The organism is Flavobacterium sp. (genome assembly GCF_013823965.1).
In the GTDB taxonomy this organism is placed as follows: domain Bacteria; phylum Bacteroidota; class Bacteroidia; order Flavobacteriales; family Flavobacteriaceae; genus Flavobacterium.
The window spans coordinates 1-18,590 of the sequence record NZ_PNNA01000055.1 but is presented as its reverse complement, the minus strand read 5'-3'; the positions used below and the strand labels follow the sequence as shown (position 1 = coordinate 18,590).

The window sequence follows — 18,590 nt, the reverse complement described above, 5'->3', positions numbered from 1 at the left end:
ACTTCATTTTTTTGTGTAACTAATAGAGGCTTAAATAATCGATAAAAACAAAACATAATTATTCATTTTATATTAATTCCTAAATAACCAAATTACCTATGGGCCAGAACCTTGCTTTTGCAGATTATGCAGTATTTATCATCTATTTTATAGTGGTATCCGTGTATGGATATATTATTTATCGAAAACGAGAAAAAAACGAACACGACGCTAAAGCCTATTTTTTGGCCGAGGGAACCCTAACTTGGTGGGCTATTGGCGCTTCATTGATTGCTTCCAATATTTCGGCTGAGCAATTTATAGGAATGAGTGGTGAAGGATTCTTTTTGGGAGTTGCCGTAGCGGCTTACGAATGGGTTGCTGCCATTACTTTGATTATTATTGCCATTTGGTTTATTCCTGTTTATTTGAAAAACAAGATTTACACGATGCCACAGTTTTTGAAAACAAGATACAATGAATCTACGGCTTTGATTATGGCTGTTTTTTGGTTGTTTTTATATGTTTTCGTGAACTTGACTTCTATTTTATATTTGGGAGCTGTTGCCATTAACGGTTTAGCTGGTGGTGAATACCTTCACGTTATTATGATTGGTTTGGCTGTTTTTGCGTTGCTAATTTCTCTTGGAGGAATGAAAGTGGTGGCTTATACAGACGTTATCCAGGTTGCGGTTTTAATTATTGGAGGTTTGGTTACCACTTATATCGCTTTGACAACTGTTGGACAATATTTTGGTGTTGGCCAGGATGCCATCGCCGGTTTCAAAGTATTGATGGAAAAAGCACCGGAACATTTCAAAATGATTATTCCAAGACCTACAGCAGATTCGTCGCAATTGGAGATTAACAAATACCTTACTTTCCCTGGAATGTTGTCTTATTTGGCAGGTATTTGGATCATCAATTTGAACTATTGGGGTTGTAACCAATACATTACCCAAAGAGCTTTGGGTGCTGATTTGCAAACGGCCAGAACCGGTATTTTGTTTGCAGGATTCTTGAAATTATTAATGCCTGTTATCGTAATGTTGCCAGGTATTGCAGCTTTTGTTTTATACGAAAATGGACATTTACCGCAATTGGTAGGAGGAAAAGACGGAGCTTATTCAGCTGTATTGACTTTCTTGCCAACAGGTTTAAAAGGATTGTCCGTGGCGGCATTGACCGCAGCCATTGTAGCTTCCTTGGCGGGAAAAGTAAACAGTATTTCGACAATTTATACGCTTGACGTACACAAAAAATACATTCAAAAAGGAGCTACCGACAGAGCTCAGGTAAACATCGGAAGATATGCCGTTTTTGCAGCGATGCTTCTTGCCGTTCTGTTTACTTGGAATGATTTACTTGGAATTGGTGGTGTAGGAGGATTTACTTATATCCAAAAATATACTGGTTTTATTAGTCCAGGTGTATTTGCCATGTTTATCCTTGGGATGTTCTGGAAAAGAACTACTGGAACAGCTGCAATTGTTGGTGTGATTGCCGGTTTTGTATTGTCGGTTTTCTTTAATGAATTTGCGCCAGCAATATTAGGAAACGAAACTTTATTGTACACGGCTTGGCCTAACGGAAAAGGTGGATTCGAAATACCATTCCATATTTGTATGGGATTGTCATTTTTCTTTACGATGTTGTTGATGATTGGAGTCAGTTTTGCTGGACCAAAAGTGAATCCAAAAGCATTCGAATTGGACACTGAAATGTTTAAAATCAAACCTCAAACCACAGTAATGATTGTAATCACCTTGTTGATCATTTTTGCTTTGTACGCCAAGTTCTGGTAAACGTGCGATTAATCAACATTGAATTTTGTGCCAAGTCAAACTGCTTTAAATAAATTTTACAGTTAAGGAGTTGGTATTCTATTGGATTCTGAAATCATGATTTATTAAAAAAGGAAGTCTCAAATTTTATGAGGCTTCCTTTTTTTATGGTTATCCCGTCCCAAAATAGAGAGGCAAAAGGCACCTTTATGGAAAAGTGCACAAATTACTTATAGTTTTTTTGTAATTATTTGAATACAATCGACTTGGACTTTATATTGCCTATTTAATGAAGTCTGAATGGAAAAAATAAATCGAATGCAGGGATTGATTCGTGTTTCAAATACTTGGTTGATGCAGGAAACACATAAATATCATCAGCAGCTTGTACAAGAATTCAAGAGTTAAATTGAATTACTTCTTGTGTAATAAATGTTGAATGGTGAATAGGCTGTTACAAATTCAACACAAAATTATTCAATAATTTTTCTTCATATTTATCTTTATCAAACCTATAAAGATAGGAACCTTTTCTGGAAGACATCATGTCTTTCTCGTCTAATTTTATAAGAATATCCAAAGAATTAATCTTGCTGATAAAATTTCTCTTGTCCAATTCTTTGCTTAAAATTGATTCGTATAATTTTTGTAATTGCAACATTGTGAATTTTTCGGGCAAAAGTTCAAATCCAATTGGTTTTATGGAAGTTCTGTATCGCAATCTTCTGATGGCATGTACAACCATTTTGTCGTGGTCAAAAATTAATTTAGGCACACTGGAAACGCTATACCATTTAGCTTGGTAATTCTGGATTAAATCTTCGTTGTGGTTTTCAATATTAATCAAGGCATAATACGCAACAGATATGGTTCTTTCAACCGGGTCACGATCCACTTCACTGAAAGCGTAAAGTTGTTCCATATATATATCCTGAAGACCAGTATAGCTATTTAATATTCTGATGGCAGCACTATTCAGTACTTCTTCTTTTTTAAGGAATCCTCCAATCAATGATAATTTGCCTTTTTCAGGCTCAAAATCCCTTTTTATTAAAAGTATTTTTAAACCTTCGTTGTCAAAACCAAAAATTATGCAATCTACAGCCAATAAAACTTTATCTGCAGTACTATAACTATTTAACATTCTAAATTAATTTATTTGGTGTAAATATAGGAACTTCCACAAGAGTTTCATAATTTATTAATGTAGTATTTACACTCATTATTATAATGCTTCACATTTGGTTATTATTGTACCCCGAAAAGACGATTTTGTTACAATTCAAGTAGTTAAATTTCGAAATTGGGAGTAGTAATCTTTTTATTTGTTCCACATTTTCCCCTTGATTTTATTTTGACAAATACTTTTTTTTTAATCCTCACTCTTTTTCCATTGTTAGATTCATAGAGCCAAAAATGAAAATCTCCTCTTTTTTTGTCAAAAGAGAAGCAGGCAACCTTCAATATTTAATTTAATCTGTCAGACATTTTTGATATTTTAATTAGGTTTTAGTCATTGGACTTTAAATTTTTATAATATTATTCTTTCATAAAATAAAATAAGTGTAATTTTAACATTTTAGTGTGTATTTTGTTTATTAATTTTTTAAAACATTGTAAATCAGAAGCTTGTAATTTACGAAAACGTTTTTTTACCAAATACAAGTGCTTAAAACACATTTTTTGAATGGTTTTTGGGTTTATGCGTTTTTTTTTATTGGGTTTTTTATCAAATTAATTTTTAATTGTGCTTTATTTTTAATTATATTTACAAATGTAAAATACACACTTATTAATTAACCAAAACAAAACAAGAATGAGAACAAACCATCGATTATTTCTTTACAGCAATTTTTTATTGCCAAAAAGAGAATGGCTATTGGCTTTAGTAGTTATGCTAATGGCTACATTTAGCGTATCAGCCCAGAACGAAAAAATTATCACGGGAGTAGTTGTTTCTGCAACAGATGCATTACCATTGCCAGGGGTAAACATTGTAGTCAAAGGAACTTCAAAAACGGCAAATACAGACTTTGAAGGAAAATTTTCAATCCAAGCCTCTCCTGATGCTGTTTTAGTTTTCTCTTACATAGGTTTTGCCAATCAACAAGTTACTGTGGCCAACCAAAATAATATTAAAGTAAGTTTAAAGGAAGATGTTAATAAACTAGACGAAGTAGTTGTAATTGGATACGGAACACAAAAGAAATCAGACCTTTCAGGAGCTGTAAGTGTCGTAAACATGGAATCAGCCAAAAAAGCAATATCCTATGATATTGCCAAAATGATTCAAGGCCAAGCAGCTGGTGTTACAGTACAGTCTTCTGGAGAACCAGGAGGTTTTGTAAACATCAAAATCAGGGGAAACAACTCTTTTGGTGGTGGCGCTCCTCTTTTTGTAATTGACGGAATGATTGTAGAAGATCCATTTGATTTTGCACCAGGTGACGTTGAGTCTATGCAAGTATTGAAAGATGCTTCATCCGCAGCCATTTATGGTGTTCGTGGTGCCAACGGGGTTGTAATTATTACTACCAAAAAAGGAAAATTAGGCAAACTTGACGTAAAATACAAATCGCTTGTTGGTTTTCAAAACGTGGCTAAAAAATGGGATGTAACTGATAGAGTGGGGTATCAAACCATTACGAGTGCTGCCGAAAAAAATGCCGGTTTAACAATTGCTCCGGGTAATGACCCAACAAGCAGCAGTTACATTACTAATGTAGATACTAATTGGCAAGATGAGGCGTATGAAACTGGAATTGTCAAAAATCATTCCTTGTCCTTTAATGGCGGTGCCGAAACCATGGCCTACAACATGAATTTGGACTATTTCAATAACACTAGTTATATCAAATCTCCTCAGGATTATGAAAGATTGTCCATGAACATGAATTTGAATGGTAAAAAAGGAATTTTCAAATACGGTGCAAAATTAGGATATACACAATCTGACAAAGAAAACTTCAATAGTTATGTGGGAGAAACTGCCATTGGGGCTTTAATTGGTGCAGTACCTACAATGCCGGTTTATGATGCCAATAGATTAGGAGGTTACGGTGGTACAACTAACTTGACACAAAGAGCCATATCTCTTAACGTTATTGGATTCAACAATTTAATCGAAAACAACGGACAAAGAAATCGTTTTATTGGCGATATCTGGGGAGAAATCGAAATTGTAAAAGGTTTGAAATATAAAATCGATGCCAGCTTTGACCGTTTGGATTATGAAAACAGAAAATACGTTCCTCAAAGTGATCTGGGATGGTATTATATTACAACCAAAGAAGAAGCCTCTTTAGACGTGTCAACTGGAAGCATAGACAAAACCATCTTCAACAACATTTTGACTTACTCATTGGATATCGACAAACATAAATTTGATGTTTTGGCTGGTTTGGTTCAAGAGCGCAGCGATTCTTACAATCACTGGTCAAGAGGCGTGGGCTATGATTATGGTGAAATTAGTATGTTGCAATATGCTGATGACACCAGTACAGGAGAAGGCAATTCGACCATAACTGGTAAATCATACATAAGCCGTATCAATTATTCATACGATGATCGTTATTTGTTGCAAGCTAATTTTAGACAAGACAAAACATCTCGTTTTAGCGAAATAAACAATGCTGCAAACAACTACTCATTCTCGGGTGCCTGGAAATTGAGCAACGAAAAATTCATTCATTTGCCAGGATGGGTAAGCAATGTAAAATTGAGAGCTAGTTATGGTAAATTAGGGAACAATACAATTGCACCATATTTCTTCGCCACAACCATCAACAGTTTTGCCGGATACGATTTCAACAATGCCTTGGCTCCAGGTACAACCGTAGTTGCTTCTTTAGACCCAAATGTGAAATGGGAGGATGTAAAAACAAGCGATGTCGCAGTTGAATTGGGATTGTTTGACAATGACTTGCAATTTACAGCGGAGTATTTTATAAAAAATTCCACTAATTTATTAGTTGATGTTCCATTACCATTTTCTACAGGTGCTTTCCCTGCAAGTATCAGAACAAATGCAGGAGCAATGAAAAACACTGGATTTGAATTTTCTACAACCTACAACAACAATAAAAACGAATTCAAGTACAGCATTTCTGCTAATTTAGGTACTTTGAAAAACGAAGTAAAACAAATTGGTCTTAACGGAAATCCAATCTACGGTGCAGCTTCAAAAACAGAAGTAGGAAGATCGATGGGTGAAATTTATGCTTATGTAACAGACGGAATTTTTCAAAATGCTGCCGAAATTGCTGCAGCTCCAACCCAAACCAATGCAGGAGTGGGAGATATTAGATTCAAAGACATCAACGGTGACGGCATGATTAGCGATTTGGACAGAACCTATCAAGGAAACACCATACCTAAATACAATTATGGTCTCAACTTTAGCGCTTCATACAAAAACTGGGATTTCTCAATGTTTTGGCAAGGTGCCGGAGGAAACAAAGTGTTCAACAGCATCTATCGCAACTTAATGTCAGGTCAATACGGTAATCACCATACTGATATGCTAAATTACTGGACACCTACCAACACTAATACTGACGTGCCTCGTCCAATCATTGGTGACCCTAATGGCAACGGAAGAGACTCTAATCGTTTTATTGAAAGCGGTAACTACTTAAAATTGCAAACTCTGGAAATTGGATATGAAATTCCAGTGCCAACAAATAGTGTTATCCAAAAAGCAAAAGTGTTTGTTAATGGACAAAACCTTTGGACTATTACCAAATACATCGGTACAGATCCAGATTTCAACAGCAACGACGGATTATTCTCCAGAGGATATGATGGAGGCTCATTTCCAAATCCTAGAACTGTTTCTTTAGGACTTGAAGTAAATTTTTAAAATTAGCAAACCATAAAAATCGAATCAAGATGAAATATAAAATATATAATTATTTAGCTGGTTTCTTTTCACTGGCTATCATAACAACAAGTTGTGTTAACGACGAAGATTTAGTTCAAGTTGACCCAAACAATGATGCTGTGGATTCCTTTTGGAAAACTGAACAAGACGCCATAGAAGGTGTAAACGCAGTCTATGGAAGTTTACTTACTGACGGGACTTATATGCGAAGCACTCCGTTATTGTTGGACTTAAAAGGAGATGATACACGTAGTAATAGTCCTTGGGGCGCTATGTACAATGTGGGTCGTTTTAATTCAAATGTATCCGATGCCGCCATTTATGGTTGGGCATACGAAACCTATTATCAAGGTATTTACCGTGCCAATCAAGTACTTGAAAACGTGCCGGACATTACATTTACTGATGCCGCACTAAAAAACAGAATCTTGGGAGAAGCTCGCTTTTTAAGAGGATTGTATTTGTTTCATGCAGTAAACATGTTTAAAAACGTACCGTTGCCTACACAAATCGCCGCTTTCTATCCACAAAAAACAGAAGCCGAAGGTTGGGCTCAAGTTATTGCAGATTTCAAAGCTGCAGCTGAATTGCTTCCTGTTTCCCACACTGACATTAATGATAAAGGACGCGCCACAAAAGGAGCAGCTCTAGGATATTTAGGAAAAGCATATTTGTTTACCAGAGATTTTCCAAATGCAAAAATTACATTCAAACAAGTAATCGATTTGGGAGTTTACTCTTTGGTGTCTAATTATCGTGACAACTTTACAGACACGAACGAAAACAATTCGGAATCATTATTCGAAGTGCAATTCAGCAGAAGTGCCGGTGGTGTTGACTTAGGTTGGGGTGGAGCTCCCGCTTCAGGTTGGGGAAAAACATCAGCAAGAGCCATCACTTATGGACCAAGAGCTTTTGGATGGACAGACGTGCAACCTACTTGGGCTTTGTTCAATGAATTCCAAGAAGAAAAAACGGTGGCAAATACAGTAGATCCACGTTTAGATGCCACGATGTTTTATAACAAACCCGGAGGAATGCAACTTTACGGAAAAGATTTCGCCACATTTTATGCAGGTAACGCAGGAGATTTGAATGATTTATTTTGCAGAAAATACCAAAATTCTGACGGAGCTTATGCTAATGAATTTGACTGGCGTTCAGGAATAAACGAGCGTTTGTTGCGTTATGCTGATGTATTGTTGATGTATGCAGAATGTTTAAACGAAACAGGAGATACACCGGGCGCTTACACTTACATTCAAAAAGTAAGAGACAGAGTTGGTTTGCCTAATTTAGCCACAGCAAAACCAGGTTTGACACAAGCTCAAATGAGAGAACAAATTGGACACGAAAGATTTTTGGAATTCCCATTGGAAGGACACCGTTTTGATGATATTCGCAGATGGGGATGGTTGCAAGATCCTGCAAAATTGGCATGGTTAAAATCAAGAGATGTTGAATTTAACTCTTATACAGCAGGAAGAGAATTCTTCCCAATCCCACAATTAGAAATGGACAACAATCCAGGCACAATTCAAAATAGTGGTTATTAATATAAAATTTGGTTGAATTAGTAATAGAATTAATTAGAATTGTTAGTATCATTTGGTAAGCGATAAAAGCTTACCTTATGATGCTATAACTTAAACACAACATGAAAAAAGCATTATTAATACTATCAGTTTATATATTTTGTGGCCAAAGTGTTTTTTCGCAAAAAGCGACTACGGTAGTTGCCGTAAAAAAAGACCAAAGTGCAACAATAATAAATAAAAACATCTACGGACATTTTGCCGAGCATTTAGGCCGCTCCATTTATGGTGGTTTTTTTGTGGGTGACACTTCAAAAATACCTAACACAAATGGGGTACGCAACGATATTATTGGAGCGCTTAAAGAATTGAAAATTCCAAATTTGAGATGGCCGGGTGGTTGTTTTGCGGACACATATCATTGGAAAGATGGTATTGGTCCAAAAGAAGAGCGACCAACAATTGTAAACCAATGGTGGGGAGGCGTTACCGAAGACAATAGTTTTGGAACGCACGATTTCTTAAACCTGTGTGAAGTATTGGGTACAGAACCTTATTTGGCCGGAAACATAGGCAGCGGAACAGTACAAGAATTGGCAGACTGGGTGCAATACGTAAATTTTGAAGGAAAAAGTCCAATGAGTGATTTACGTATTAAAAATGGTAGAAAAGAACCATGGAAAGTAAAAATTTGGGGCGTTGGAAACGAAGCTTGGGGTTGTGGCGGTAACATGACAGCCGATTACTATGCTGGCGAATACCGAAAATACGCTACCTTTATGTCTGATTGGACCAACACCGGAGGTTTGATGCGTGTGGCTTCTGGAGCAAATAGCGGTGATTATAACTGGACGGAAACCTTGATGAAAAATATCCCGGGAAATATGCTGGGTGGTGTGGCTTTGCATCATTATTCCGTAATTGATTGGAACAAAAAAGGAGATGGTGTCGATTTTACCGAAGACATTTATTTCAGGACCATGACAGAAGCATTAAAAATGGAGGAATTGGTCACAAAACATTCCGCCATTATGGACAAGTATGATCCAAATAAAAAAGTAGCCTTGGTAGTAGATGAATGGGGCGGTTGGTACGAAGTTGAAAAAGGCAGTAATCCTGGCTTTTTATACCAACAAAACACGATGAGAGATGCTGTCTTGGCAGGAACTACCTTAAATATTTTCAACAATCATGCAGATAGAGTTCGTATGGCCAATTTGGCCCAATGCGTCAATGTATTACAAGCGGTAATTCTTACCGATAAAACAAAAATGTTGTTGACACCAACTTATCACGTAATGAAAATGTATAACGTGCATCAAGATGCCACATTAATACCCCTTTCATTTGAGTCACCTTCATATACACTCAATGGCAAAAATTTACCTGCCATAAATATTTCGGCTTCAAAAGATGCTAAAGGTTTAACTCATATTTCATTAGTAAATATTGACTCCAAAAAAGAAAACAAGATCGAAATTGACATAAAAGAACTGGGTATTAAAAATGTTTCCGGAACCATAATCGCTTCAAAAACATTGCAAGACCACAATACATTTGATAATCCAACAAAAATTCAACCTGCCGTATTCAAAGGATTTGAAATTAAAAAAGGAAAATTAGAAATAACTATTCCTGCATTTTCTGTAGTGGTTCTAGAAGCCAAGTAAATAGATAAAAATGAAAAAAGCAACATTCTTTTCAGCTGTGGTTTTGATGGCGACAACTTTTCTGGTATCGGTTACCATTAGTAGTTGTTCCGGTGAAGATCCTTCTCCTACACCAACGCCGACGCCAACTCCAACGCCAACTCCAACGCCAACTCCGACATTTGCGGGGCCAACCTATCTGGATAATTATACATCCATCGCTGCTTGGGGTTCTAATTCGCAATGGAATTTGGCTAACGTACACGATCCATCCGTTGAAAAATGTGGCGATTATTATTATATGTACCAAACCGATGCTTCTTATGGAAACGCACACGATGGACACGGACATTTTCATTACAGAAGGTCTAAAGATCTTGTGAATTGGGAATATATGGGAGCATCAATGACTACGGCTCCAGCATGGGTAAAAGATTCCTTGAACAATAAAAGAGCCCGTATGGTTCCAGCTTTGCCAGCAATTGCAAACCCTAGATACGGTTATTGGGCGCCATATATCAAAAAAGTGGGCAGCAAATACCGAATGTATTATTGCATTGTGGTAGATGAACCAATTACGGGTACAGATTTTACTTATTCTTGGTCAGAAAGAGCTTTTATTGGATTGGCAGAATCTGATGATTTGGCCACCAATGTATGGGTAGACAAGGGAATGGTGGTTTGTTCAGAACCGGATGGATTAAAACCGTATTCTTTTACGGGAACCAGAAATTGGGAAAATGCTTATTTTAAATTCAATGCTATCGACCCTACTTTTACCGTTACGCCAGAAGGAGAACATTATTTAATTTATGGTTCTTGGCACTCAGGAATTGCAGCCTTGAAATTGAATCCTGCCACGGGAAAACCAGACCAATTAAAAACGTTGAGCGATTACGGAACGCGCATTGCATCTCGAAGCGCCACCAGTCGTTGGCAAGCTTCTGAAGGCCCAGAGATTATTTACAATCCAGATACCCAGTATTACTATCTTTTCTTGGCTTATGACGAATTATCGGTAGCTTACAACACTCGTGTTGCCCGTTCTAAAAGCATCACAGGACCATATCTAGGCATCAATGGAGCCAATATCACCAATGGAGCCGATGCTTGGCCAATGCTTACGCATCCTTATTCGTTTAATAGTCACACGGGATGGGTTGGATTTTCCCATTGTTCCGTATTTCAAAATCCAGATACCAAAGAATGGTTTTATGCTTCACAAGCCCGTTTACCAGAAAACGTACCGGGAATTAATGCTTCCAATGCTTTAATGATGGGACACGTTCGCGCCATTCAATGGACAGAAGATGGATGGCCGGTAGTCTCTCCCGAACGTTATGCAGCAGTGCCAAAAACAACTATTACCGAAGCTTCGTTCATAGGTTCATGGGAACAAATCACGATGAATTATCAGTACAAAACCATTCAAAAATCGGTTACCATATACTTGACGGCTGATAAAAAAGTAAGCGGTGGCGTTACAGGAACCTGGTCTTATGACAGTACCAATCAAACCCTTACCGTAAATGGCAACAAATGTAAAGTAAGTGATTCTTGGGATTGGGAAGCTTCGCCTAGAAAAGTTACTATAACCTATTCTGGATTCACCTCGAGCGGTCAACCAGTTTGGGCAAAAAAAATAAATTAATAAATTCTTTTTAATATTTGATTAGTTAGAAAAAAAATGCTCTTCCTGTTTGTCTATAGGAGGAGCATTTGGATAAAATAAATGTTCAAAAGGAACTATAAAGAATTTAAATAAAATGAAAAACATACTCATATTCGCGTCACTTTTTGTATTTGTTTCTTCTTGCAAAACCATGAAGCCAGATGAAATTTCGGCTTCCGCCAATGTTGGAAATGCAAGTCAAACCCTGCAAATCAACAATCCTATAATTAAAGACAAATACACGGGTGATCCAGCGGCTTTGGTTTATAAAGACAAAGTTTATCTCTACGCAGGTCACGATGAAGCGCCAAACGATTTCAATTTTTATAAAATGAATGAGTGGCTGGTCTATTCGTCCTCGGACATGGTAAATTGGCAAGAACATCCCGTACCGCTTAAAGTGACGGATTTCAGTTGGGCAAAATCCGATGCTTGGGCAGCTCAAGTCATTGAGCGTAACGGAAAATTTTATTGGTATCTTACCGTTTCGCACGGAACCATTGACGGAAAAGCCATTGGTGTTGCCGTTTCCGACAGTCCAATAGGACCATTTAAAGATGCACTTGGAAAAGCAATCATAACCAATGACATGACCAAGGAAACCAAAATCGATTGGGATGATATCGACCCAACCGTAATGATTGATGATGATGGACAAGCCTATTTATTTTGGGGTAACACCGTTTGCCATTACGCCAAACTAAAAGAAAATATGGTGGAGCTTGATGGTCCAATTCAAACTATTGACTTGCCTAATTTTACTGAAGCTCCTTGGATTCACAAACACAAGAATTGGTATTACCTATCGTATGCGTACCAATTTCCGGAAAAAATTGCCTATGCCATGAGCAAATCCATCAATGGACCATGGGAATTCAAAGGCATTTTGAATGAAATTGCAGGAAACTCAAACACCAATCATCAATCCATAATTGAATTCAAGGGAGTACCCTATTTTATTTATCACAATGGAAGCATTCAACCCAATGGAGGCAGTTTCAGAAGATCGGTTTGTGTGGATAGACTGCATTACAACGAAGACGGCACAATGAAAAGAGTAATTATGACAACTGAAGGAATTCAAAAATAAAAACAACAATATGAATATTTCTAGATACATACAATCCACTTTCTTTTTTCTGACACTATTGATTACTTGTTTTTCTTTGGCTCAAAAAAGACCAATAACACACGATCCTGTAGTTGCCAAACAAGGAGATACCTATTATCTATTTTGTACTGGACCCGGAATTACAAGTTTTACGTCCAAAGATTTAAAAAACTGGACTCAGGCTGCTCCTGTTTTTGCAAAAGCACCAGAATGGGCTTCAACTGTTGCGCCAGGTTTCAACGGACATATTTGGGCTCCAGATATTACTTTTCACAACGGAATTTACTATTTATATTATTCCGTTTCAGCTTTTGGCAAAAATACTTCTGCCATTGGATTGGTTACCAACGCTACCCTAAATCCGACAGATGCAAATTACAAATGGGCAGACCAAGGCATTGTCATTCAATCAGTACCCAACAGGGATTTATGGAATGCCATTGACCCCAATTTAATTTTTGATGAAAAGGGAACACCATACTTGGCATTTGGCTCATTTTGGAGTGGATTAAAAATGGTAAAGTTGAATGTTAACCTAAAAGAAGTGGCAAAACCGGAGGAATGGACAGCCATTGCAAGTCGAGACAGAAAAGGTGATACAGAAGAAGCAGAGGCAGGTAACGGAGCCATAGAAGGGCCTTTTATCTTTAGAAAAGGAGATTATTATTATCAATTTAACTCTTGGGATTATTGCTGTCGAGGTGAAAAAAGTACTTATAAATTAATGGTAGGACGCTCTAAATCCGTAACTGGACCTTATGTTGATAAAAACGGTGTAGAACTTAATGAAGGCGGTGGCTCATTGGTGATTGAAGGAAACAAAAACTGGTATGGAGTTGGGCACAATAGCGTGTTTACTTTTGATGGCAAAGATTATACATTCATGCACGGCTATGATGCCAGCGATAAAGCATTGCCAAAACTAATCGTCAAAGAAATTACATGGATAGATTCTTGGCCCACTGTTCAACCAATGGATTAGCCTTAAAATTAATCATGTACTTTTAAAAGAATTAAAAATACCATTCAAACCAATACTTTTTTTTTAAAGTATTAATAGATAGTTTGGATTCAAGAAAATAAAATAATCAAACCCATTTAATGGCAGAAGTGATTGTCACCAACCTGTCCACCTTTTTAAAATTTACAAATAGTTTATGAAATCCAACAATCAAAAATTAAGCATCCTCGAAAAAATCGGGTATGGATCAGGCGATGCAGCAGTGAATGTCGTAATCTCTTCGATGTTTCTTATCATCACGTTTTTTTACACAGACATTTTTGGTTTAAAACCAAAAGATATGGCATTATTATTTCTTTTGGTACGATTTATAGATGCCATTGCCGATCCATTAATGGGACTGATAACCGACAAATTTACCACAAAGTGGGGACGTTACAGACCTTATTTCCTTTTCTTGTCGGTGCCTTTTGGGCTCTCTGTTTTCTTGACATTTACAACACCCGAATTCGATTATACAGGTAAATTGATTTATGCTTATGTTACCTATATTTTTGTAAACCTGATGTTTACATCGGTTACAATCCCTTATATTTCATTAATTGGCGTATTGACAAGCGACTCAAAGGAACGTCTAACAGCAAACGGATATCGACTTTTCTTTGCGAAAATAGCTGCGTTTCTGGTTTCTATCGTGGTACCAATTTTGGCCGAGAATTTGGGTAAAAATGATTTGGCCAGAGGATACCAGTTGGCGATGGGTATCATGGCACTTCTGGGAACGCTGTTGTTTTTATTCTGCTTTTTTACAACCAAAGAGCGAGTGGAACACGAAGTGGATAAAAAACCGGTATCAGAGCAATTGAAATTGCTTTTCCAAAATGGTCAATGGACACTTTTATTCGGTGTTTGTTTCTTTGGCACGGTAGGTTATGTCATTCGCGGATCGGTAGCGATTTTCTATGCCAAATATTTCCTTGGAGGCGATGCCAGTGTGCAATCTACCTTTATGGCAACGGGTGTAACTGCAGCAATATTGGCGATGCCTGTTTCGACCTACATTACCAAACATTACTGTAAAGTAAAACTGTTCAAATGGACACAACTTGCAGTAGGTGCCATAAGTTTAGTGATGTATTTTGCCGTTAAACCCGGCGACATGGTTTTGGCCTACGTGATTTATTTCATACTGTCCTTTGTTGTCGATTTGCATGCACCCGTATTTTGGTCTGCCATCTCGGAAGCCGTGGATTACGGTCATGCCGAAACCGGTAAACGTGTTTCTGGACTCTCTTTTGGAGGCATTTCATTTGCACAAAAAGCAGGAATGGGTGTAGCTGGAGCCGCAGTGGGTTATTTGTTGGACTTTTTTGAATACAATCCGGACGGAGTTCAAAATGAAACTGCCTTGGTTGGACTTGCCCTGATGTTGACAATTATTCCGGGCGTATTCCACGTAATTATGGGAGGGATGATGTTTCGTTACAAAATAACCGACGAATATTATGAAACGATTAAAAAGAAATTGAATATATAAAAATGGACATAACTAGAAAAAATTCTCTTATTGTCGAACAACGAGCCGACCCGTTTGTTTACAAGCACACCGATGGGTATTATTATTTTACGGGTTCCGTGCCTTCCTACGATTCGATTGAACTAAGAAGAGCCAAATCACTAAATGAACTACAAGAAGCCGAAACATTCAATGTTTGGAAAAAACACGATTCAGGGCCAATGAGCCAGCATGTTTGGGCTCCTGAAATACATTATTTGGACGGAATATGGTATGTTTATTTTGCCGCCAGCGAAGCCGACGACATCTGGAAATTAAGACCCTATGTACTGGAATGCAAAGGACAAAATCCATTGAAAGACGAATGGATTGAACTCGGCCAAATGCAAGCGGCAGATGGTGATTTCAAAACATTTATCGATTTTTCCCTAGACGGTACCGTTTTTGAAAATAATGGAAAAAGATATTTCTGTTGGGCCGAAAAAACAGGAGGTCAATTTGCGGCTTCCAATTTGTATTTGGCCGAAATGGAATCTCCAATCAAGCTAAAAACGGCTCAATTCATGCTTACCACTCCGGATTATGATTGGGAAAGAATTGATTTCTGGGTAAATGAAGGACCCGCAGTCCTAAAAAATAACGAAAAAATCTATATCACGTTTTCTGCAAGTGCCACGGGAGCATGTTATTGTATGGGTATGATGGAGGCGGATCAAAACTCCGATTTGCTGGACAGAAACTCTTGGAAAAAATCCAGATTTCCCGTATTGGAAACTGACTATAAAAGGGAAATATTTGGACCAGGACACAACAGTTTCACGGTTGCAGAGGACGGCATTACGCCATTGAGCATTTATCACGCCAGGGATTATGAAGAAATAATTGGAGATCCCCTGTATGACCCCAACAGACACGCAAGAGTCATGGCCGTTAAATTTGACGAAACGGGAAAACCAAAATTTGAATTTGAATAAAAGAGAAGTTGGTTTCAAAAGTGACATTTACGCAAGATAAATGTAAAACTCTAGGAATCTGCTAATGCGAATTTGCAAACAGTTTGTAATTCAAAAAAATACTCATTTTGAATCAAAATCCTTCCGAGTTATTGGGATTTTGACAAAAATGACTTGAGCAAATTAAATTAAGTGTTTTATGTACACTTATAAAATAAATATACTATATTTGTAATTATATTAAAATGATTTTGGAATGAAAAATTATGTTATAGGATTAGACTACGGATCAGACTCTGTTCGTGCCGTTTTGATAGACACCGAAAATGGACATGAGCTGGCTTCAGATGTCTGCCATTACAAAAGATGGAAAAACAATGAGTTTTGTGATGCCTCCATAAATAAGTTTCGCCAGCATCCGTTGGATCATATTGAAGGATTGGAAACAACCATAAAAACAGTTGTTGCCAGCAGTAATGTGGCTCCAATACAAATAAAAGGGATTTGCATCGACACAACCGGTTCATCGCCCGTGCCCGTTACCGAAGATGGGACGCCACTTGCCTTGACAAAGGGTTTTGAAAATAATCCAAATGCAATGATGGTTCTTTGGAAAGATCACACTGCCATAAAAGAAGCCAATGAAATAAACGAACTTGCAGCGAATTGGGGCGGAGAAAATTTCACTAAATATGAAGGCGGAATTTATTCATCAGAATGGTTTTGGGCCAAAATATTGCACGTGGCTCGTGAGGATGAATCCGTTAAAAACGCCACTTACACTTGGATGGAACATTGTGATTTGATGACGTATTTGCTTATCGACAACAAAGATTTAAAATCGTTCAAAAGAAGTCGTTGTGCAGCTGGTCATAAAGCGATGTGGCACGATGACTGGAACGGATTGCCACCTTCAGCATTTTTAGAAAAACTGGATCCGTATTTGGCCCAACTTCGCGGAAAATTGTATAACGAAACATTCACATCCGATATTGTGGCCGGAAATTTAAGCCAAGAATGGGCTACCAGACTGGGACTTACCACCGATACCGTGATTGCAGTGGGAACTTTTGACGCGCATTCCGGTGCAGTTGGCGCCAAAATTGACGAACATACTTTAGTGAGGGTTATGGGAACTTCCACCTGTGACATCATCGTGTCTTCAAAAGAAGTTATAGGCACAAATACCGTTCGGGGAATTTGCGGACAAGTAGATGGTTCGGTAATTCCGGGTTATATTGGTTTAGAGGCGGGTCAGTCTGCTTTTGGCGATTTGTTGGCTTGGTTTAAAGATACACTTTCTTGGCCTTTGGATAATTTGGTTTTAAAGTCGGCTATTTTATCCGATGACCAAAAAGAAAAATTAACAGCAGAAATCAACGCTAATTTCATCAAAAAAATAACCGAACAAGCAGAGCAAATTCCGCTGTCTGAAAGTATTCCAACGGCTTTGGATTGGATCAATGGAAGAAGAACCCCAGATGCCGACCAAGGATTGAAAAGCGCGATTTCTAATTTGTCTTTGGGAACAAAAGCACCACATATTTTTAAAGCATTAATCAATGCAATCTGTTTTGGTTCCAAGAAAATTGTGGATCGTTTTGAAGAAGAAGGCGTAAAAATAAACAGCGTAATCGGAATTGGCGGTGTGGCTAGAAAGTCGCCATTTATTATGCAAACTTTGGCCAATGTTTTGAATAAACCCATTAAAGTTGCCTCTTCAGACCAGGCTCCGGCACTTGGTGCGGCAGTTTATGCAGCCGTTGCAGCCGGAATTTATCCAAACGTGATTGAAGCCAGTAAAAAAATGGGAAGTGATTTCGAAAGTGAATATTTTCCCGAAAAAGACAAGGTTGCCGAATATGAGAGATTGATGAAAGCGTATGACCAATTAAGCCTTTTGCAAAAACAATAAAAAGAACATTATGAGTTCCATATACAAAGATTTAAAACAAGAATGCTACGAAGCGAACATGCAATTAAATGCCTTGGATTTAGTCGTGTACACTTTTGGAAACGTCAGCGCTGTTGACAGGGAAAAAGGTGTTTTTGCCATAAAACCAAGCGGTGTTCCTTACGAAGATTTGAAACCAGAAGATATTGTTATCCTGGATTTCGACAACAATATCATTGAAGGAACCATGCGTCCTTCATCAGACACGAAAACCCATGCTTTTTTGTATAAAAACTGGCCAAAAATTGGTGGAGTGGCACACACTCACGCCACTTATTCCGTGTCTTGGGCTCAATCTCAATTGGATATTCCAATTTTTGGAACCACTCATGCAGATCATTTAACAGCTGATATTCCTTGTGCTGCTCCAATGAGTGACGCACTTATCGAAGGAAATTACGAACACAATACTGGAATTCAAATTTTGGAATGCTTCAAAGAAAAAAATCTTTCTTACGAAGAAGTCGAAATGATTCTCATAGGAAATCACGGGCCATTTACTTGGGGAAAAAACGCTGCAAAAGCAGTTTATAACAGTAAAGTTTTAGAAGTTGTTGCCAAAATGGCTTACTTGACTTTGCAAATAAATCCAAG

12 protein-coding genes are annotated in these 18,590 nt (G+C 37.6%); 11 read left to right on the top strand and 1 reads right to left on the bottom strand.

Going from position 1 to position 18,590, the window contains the following annotated elements; all coding sequences use genetic code 11:
- Positions 1-98: 98 nt before the first annotated feature.
- Positions 99-1,784 carry a sodium/sugar symporter gene (locus C0430_RS06120; protein ID WP_290866675.1) on the top strand — a complete coding sequence of 562 codons (1,686 nt, stop codon included), beginning with the start codon at positions 99-101 and terminating at the stop codon, positions 1,782-1,784.
- 433 nt (positions 1,785-2,217) lie between these two features.
- On the opposite strand, the gene C0430_RS06115 is transcribed toward C0430_RS06120, so the two are convergent.
- Positions 2,218-2,907, bottom strand: coding sequence for an NUDIX domain-containing protein (locus C0430_RS06115; protein ID WP_290866672.1), 690 nt, complete (start codon positions 2,905-2,907; stop codon positions 2,218-2,220).
- A 672-nt stretch (positions 2,908-3,579) separates the two neighbouring features.
- On the opposite strand from C0430_RS06115, the gene C0430_RS06110 reads away from it, so the two are divergent.
- From C0430_RS06110 to araD, 10 genes are all read left to right on the top strand, one after another.
- Complete coding sequence (locus C0430_RS06110; protein WP_290866669.1) at positions 3,580-6,624, top strand: TonB-dependent receptor; 3,045 nt, start codon at positions 3,580-3,582, stop codon at positions 6,622-6,624.
- Positions 6,625-6,653: 29 nt separating this feature from the next.
- Entirely contained in the window at positions 6,654-8,201 is a 1,548-nt protein-coding gene (locus C0430_RS06105; RefSeq protein WP_290866666.1) for a RagB/SusD family nutrient uptake outer membrane protein, read from the top strand.
- A 101-nt stretch (positions 8,202-8,302) separates the two neighbouring features.
- Positions 8,303-9,850: an alpha-L-arabinofuranosidase C-terminal domain-containing protein gene (locus tag C0430_RS06100; protein WP_290866663.1), complete on the top strand. Its 1,548-nt coding sequence runs from the start codon at positions 8,303-8,305 to the stop codon at positions 9,848-9,850.
- Positions 9,851-9,860: 10 nt separating this feature from the next.
- Positions 9,861-11,480: an arabinan endo-1,5-alpha-L-arabinosidase gene (locus C0430_RS06095; protein ID WP_290866660.1), complete on the top strand. Its 1,620-nt coding sequence runs from the start codon at positions 9,861-9,863 to the stop codon at positions 11,478-11,480.
- Between the two features lie 115 nt (positions 11,481-11,595).
- Positions 11,596-12,591 (top strand): glycoside hydrolase family 43 protein, encoded by a 996-nt coding sequence (locus tag C0430_RS06090; protein WP_290866657.1) that lies wholly within the window; start codon positions 11,596-11,598, stop codon positions 12,589-12,591.
- 10 nt (positions 12,592-12,601) lie between these two features.
- Positions 12,602-13,594 (top strand): arabinan endo-1,5-alpha-L-arabinosidase, encoded by a 993-nt coding sequence (locus C0430_RS06085; protein ID WP_290866654.1) that lies wholly within the window; start codon positions 12,602-12,604, stop codon positions 13,592-13,594.
- Between the two features lie 175 nt (positions 13,595-13,769).
- Complete coding sequence (locus tag C0430_RS06080) at positions 13,770-15,110, top strand: MFS transporter (protein ID WP_290866650.1); 1,341 nt, start codon at positions 13,770-13,772, stop codon at positions 15,108-15,110.
- 2 nt (positions 15,111-15,112) lie between these two features.
- Complete coding sequence (locus C0430_RS06075; protein WP_290866647.1) at positions 15,113-16,063, top strand: family 43 glycosylhydrolase; 951 nt, start codon at positions 15,113-15,115, stop codon at positions 16,061-16,063.
- 235 nt (positions 16,064-16,298) lie between these two features.
- A complete protein-coding gene (locus C0430_RS06070; protein ID WP_290866644.1) occupies positions 16,299-17,957 on the top strand; it encodes a ribulokinase in 1,659 nt (552 codons plus the stop codon).
- Between the two features lie 10 nt (positions 17,958-17,967).
- The coding region (gene araD / locus C0430_RS06065; RefSeq protein ID WP_290866641.1) for an L-ribulose-5-phosphate 4-epimerase AraD at positions 17,968-18,590 on the top strand (623 nt) is incomplete at its 3' end.

Coding starts and splice junctions, on each gene's coding strand:
- C0430_RS06120 (WP_290866675.1), top strand. CDS start 99: ATGGGCCAGAACCTTGCTTTTGCAGATTATGCAGTATTTATCATCTAT.
- C0430_RS06075 (WP_290866647.1), top strand. CDS start 15,113: ATGGACATAACTAGAAAAAATTCTCTTATTGTCGAACAACGAGCCGAC.
- C0430_RS06085 (WP_290866654.1), top strand. CDS start 12,602: ATGAATATTTCTAGATACATACAATCCACTTTCTTTTTTCTGACACTA.
- C0430_RS06105 (WP_290866666.1), top strand. CDS start 6,654: ATGAAATATAAAATATATAATTATTTAGCTGGTTTCTTTTCACTGGCT.
- C0430_RS06110 (WP_290866669.1), top strand. CDS start 3,580: ATGAGAACAAACCATCGATTATTTCTTTACAGCAATTTTTTATTGCCA.
- C0430_RS06100 (WP_290866663.1), top strand. CDS start 8,303: ATGAAAAAAGCATTATTAATACTATCAGTTTATATATTTTGTGGCCAA.
- C0430_RS06080 (WP_290866650.1), top strand. CDS start 13,770: ATGAAATCCAACAATCAAAAATTAAGCATCCTCGAAAAAATCGGGTAT.
- C0430_RS06070 (WP_290866644.1), top strand. CDS start 16,299: ATGAAAAATTATGTTATAGGATTAGACTACGGATCAGACTCTGTTCGT.
- C0430_RS06090 (WP_290866657.1), top strand. CDS start 11,596: ATGAAAAACATACTCATATTCGCGTCACTTTTTGTATTTGTTTCTTCT.
- C0430_RS06095 (WP_290866660.1), top strand. CDS start 9,861: ATGAAAAAAGCAACATTCTTTTCAGCTGTGGTTTTGATGGCGACAACT.
- C0430_RS06115 (WP_290866672.1), bottom strand. CDS start 2,907: ATGTTAAATAGTTATAGTACTGCAGATAAAGTTTTATTGGCTGTAGAT.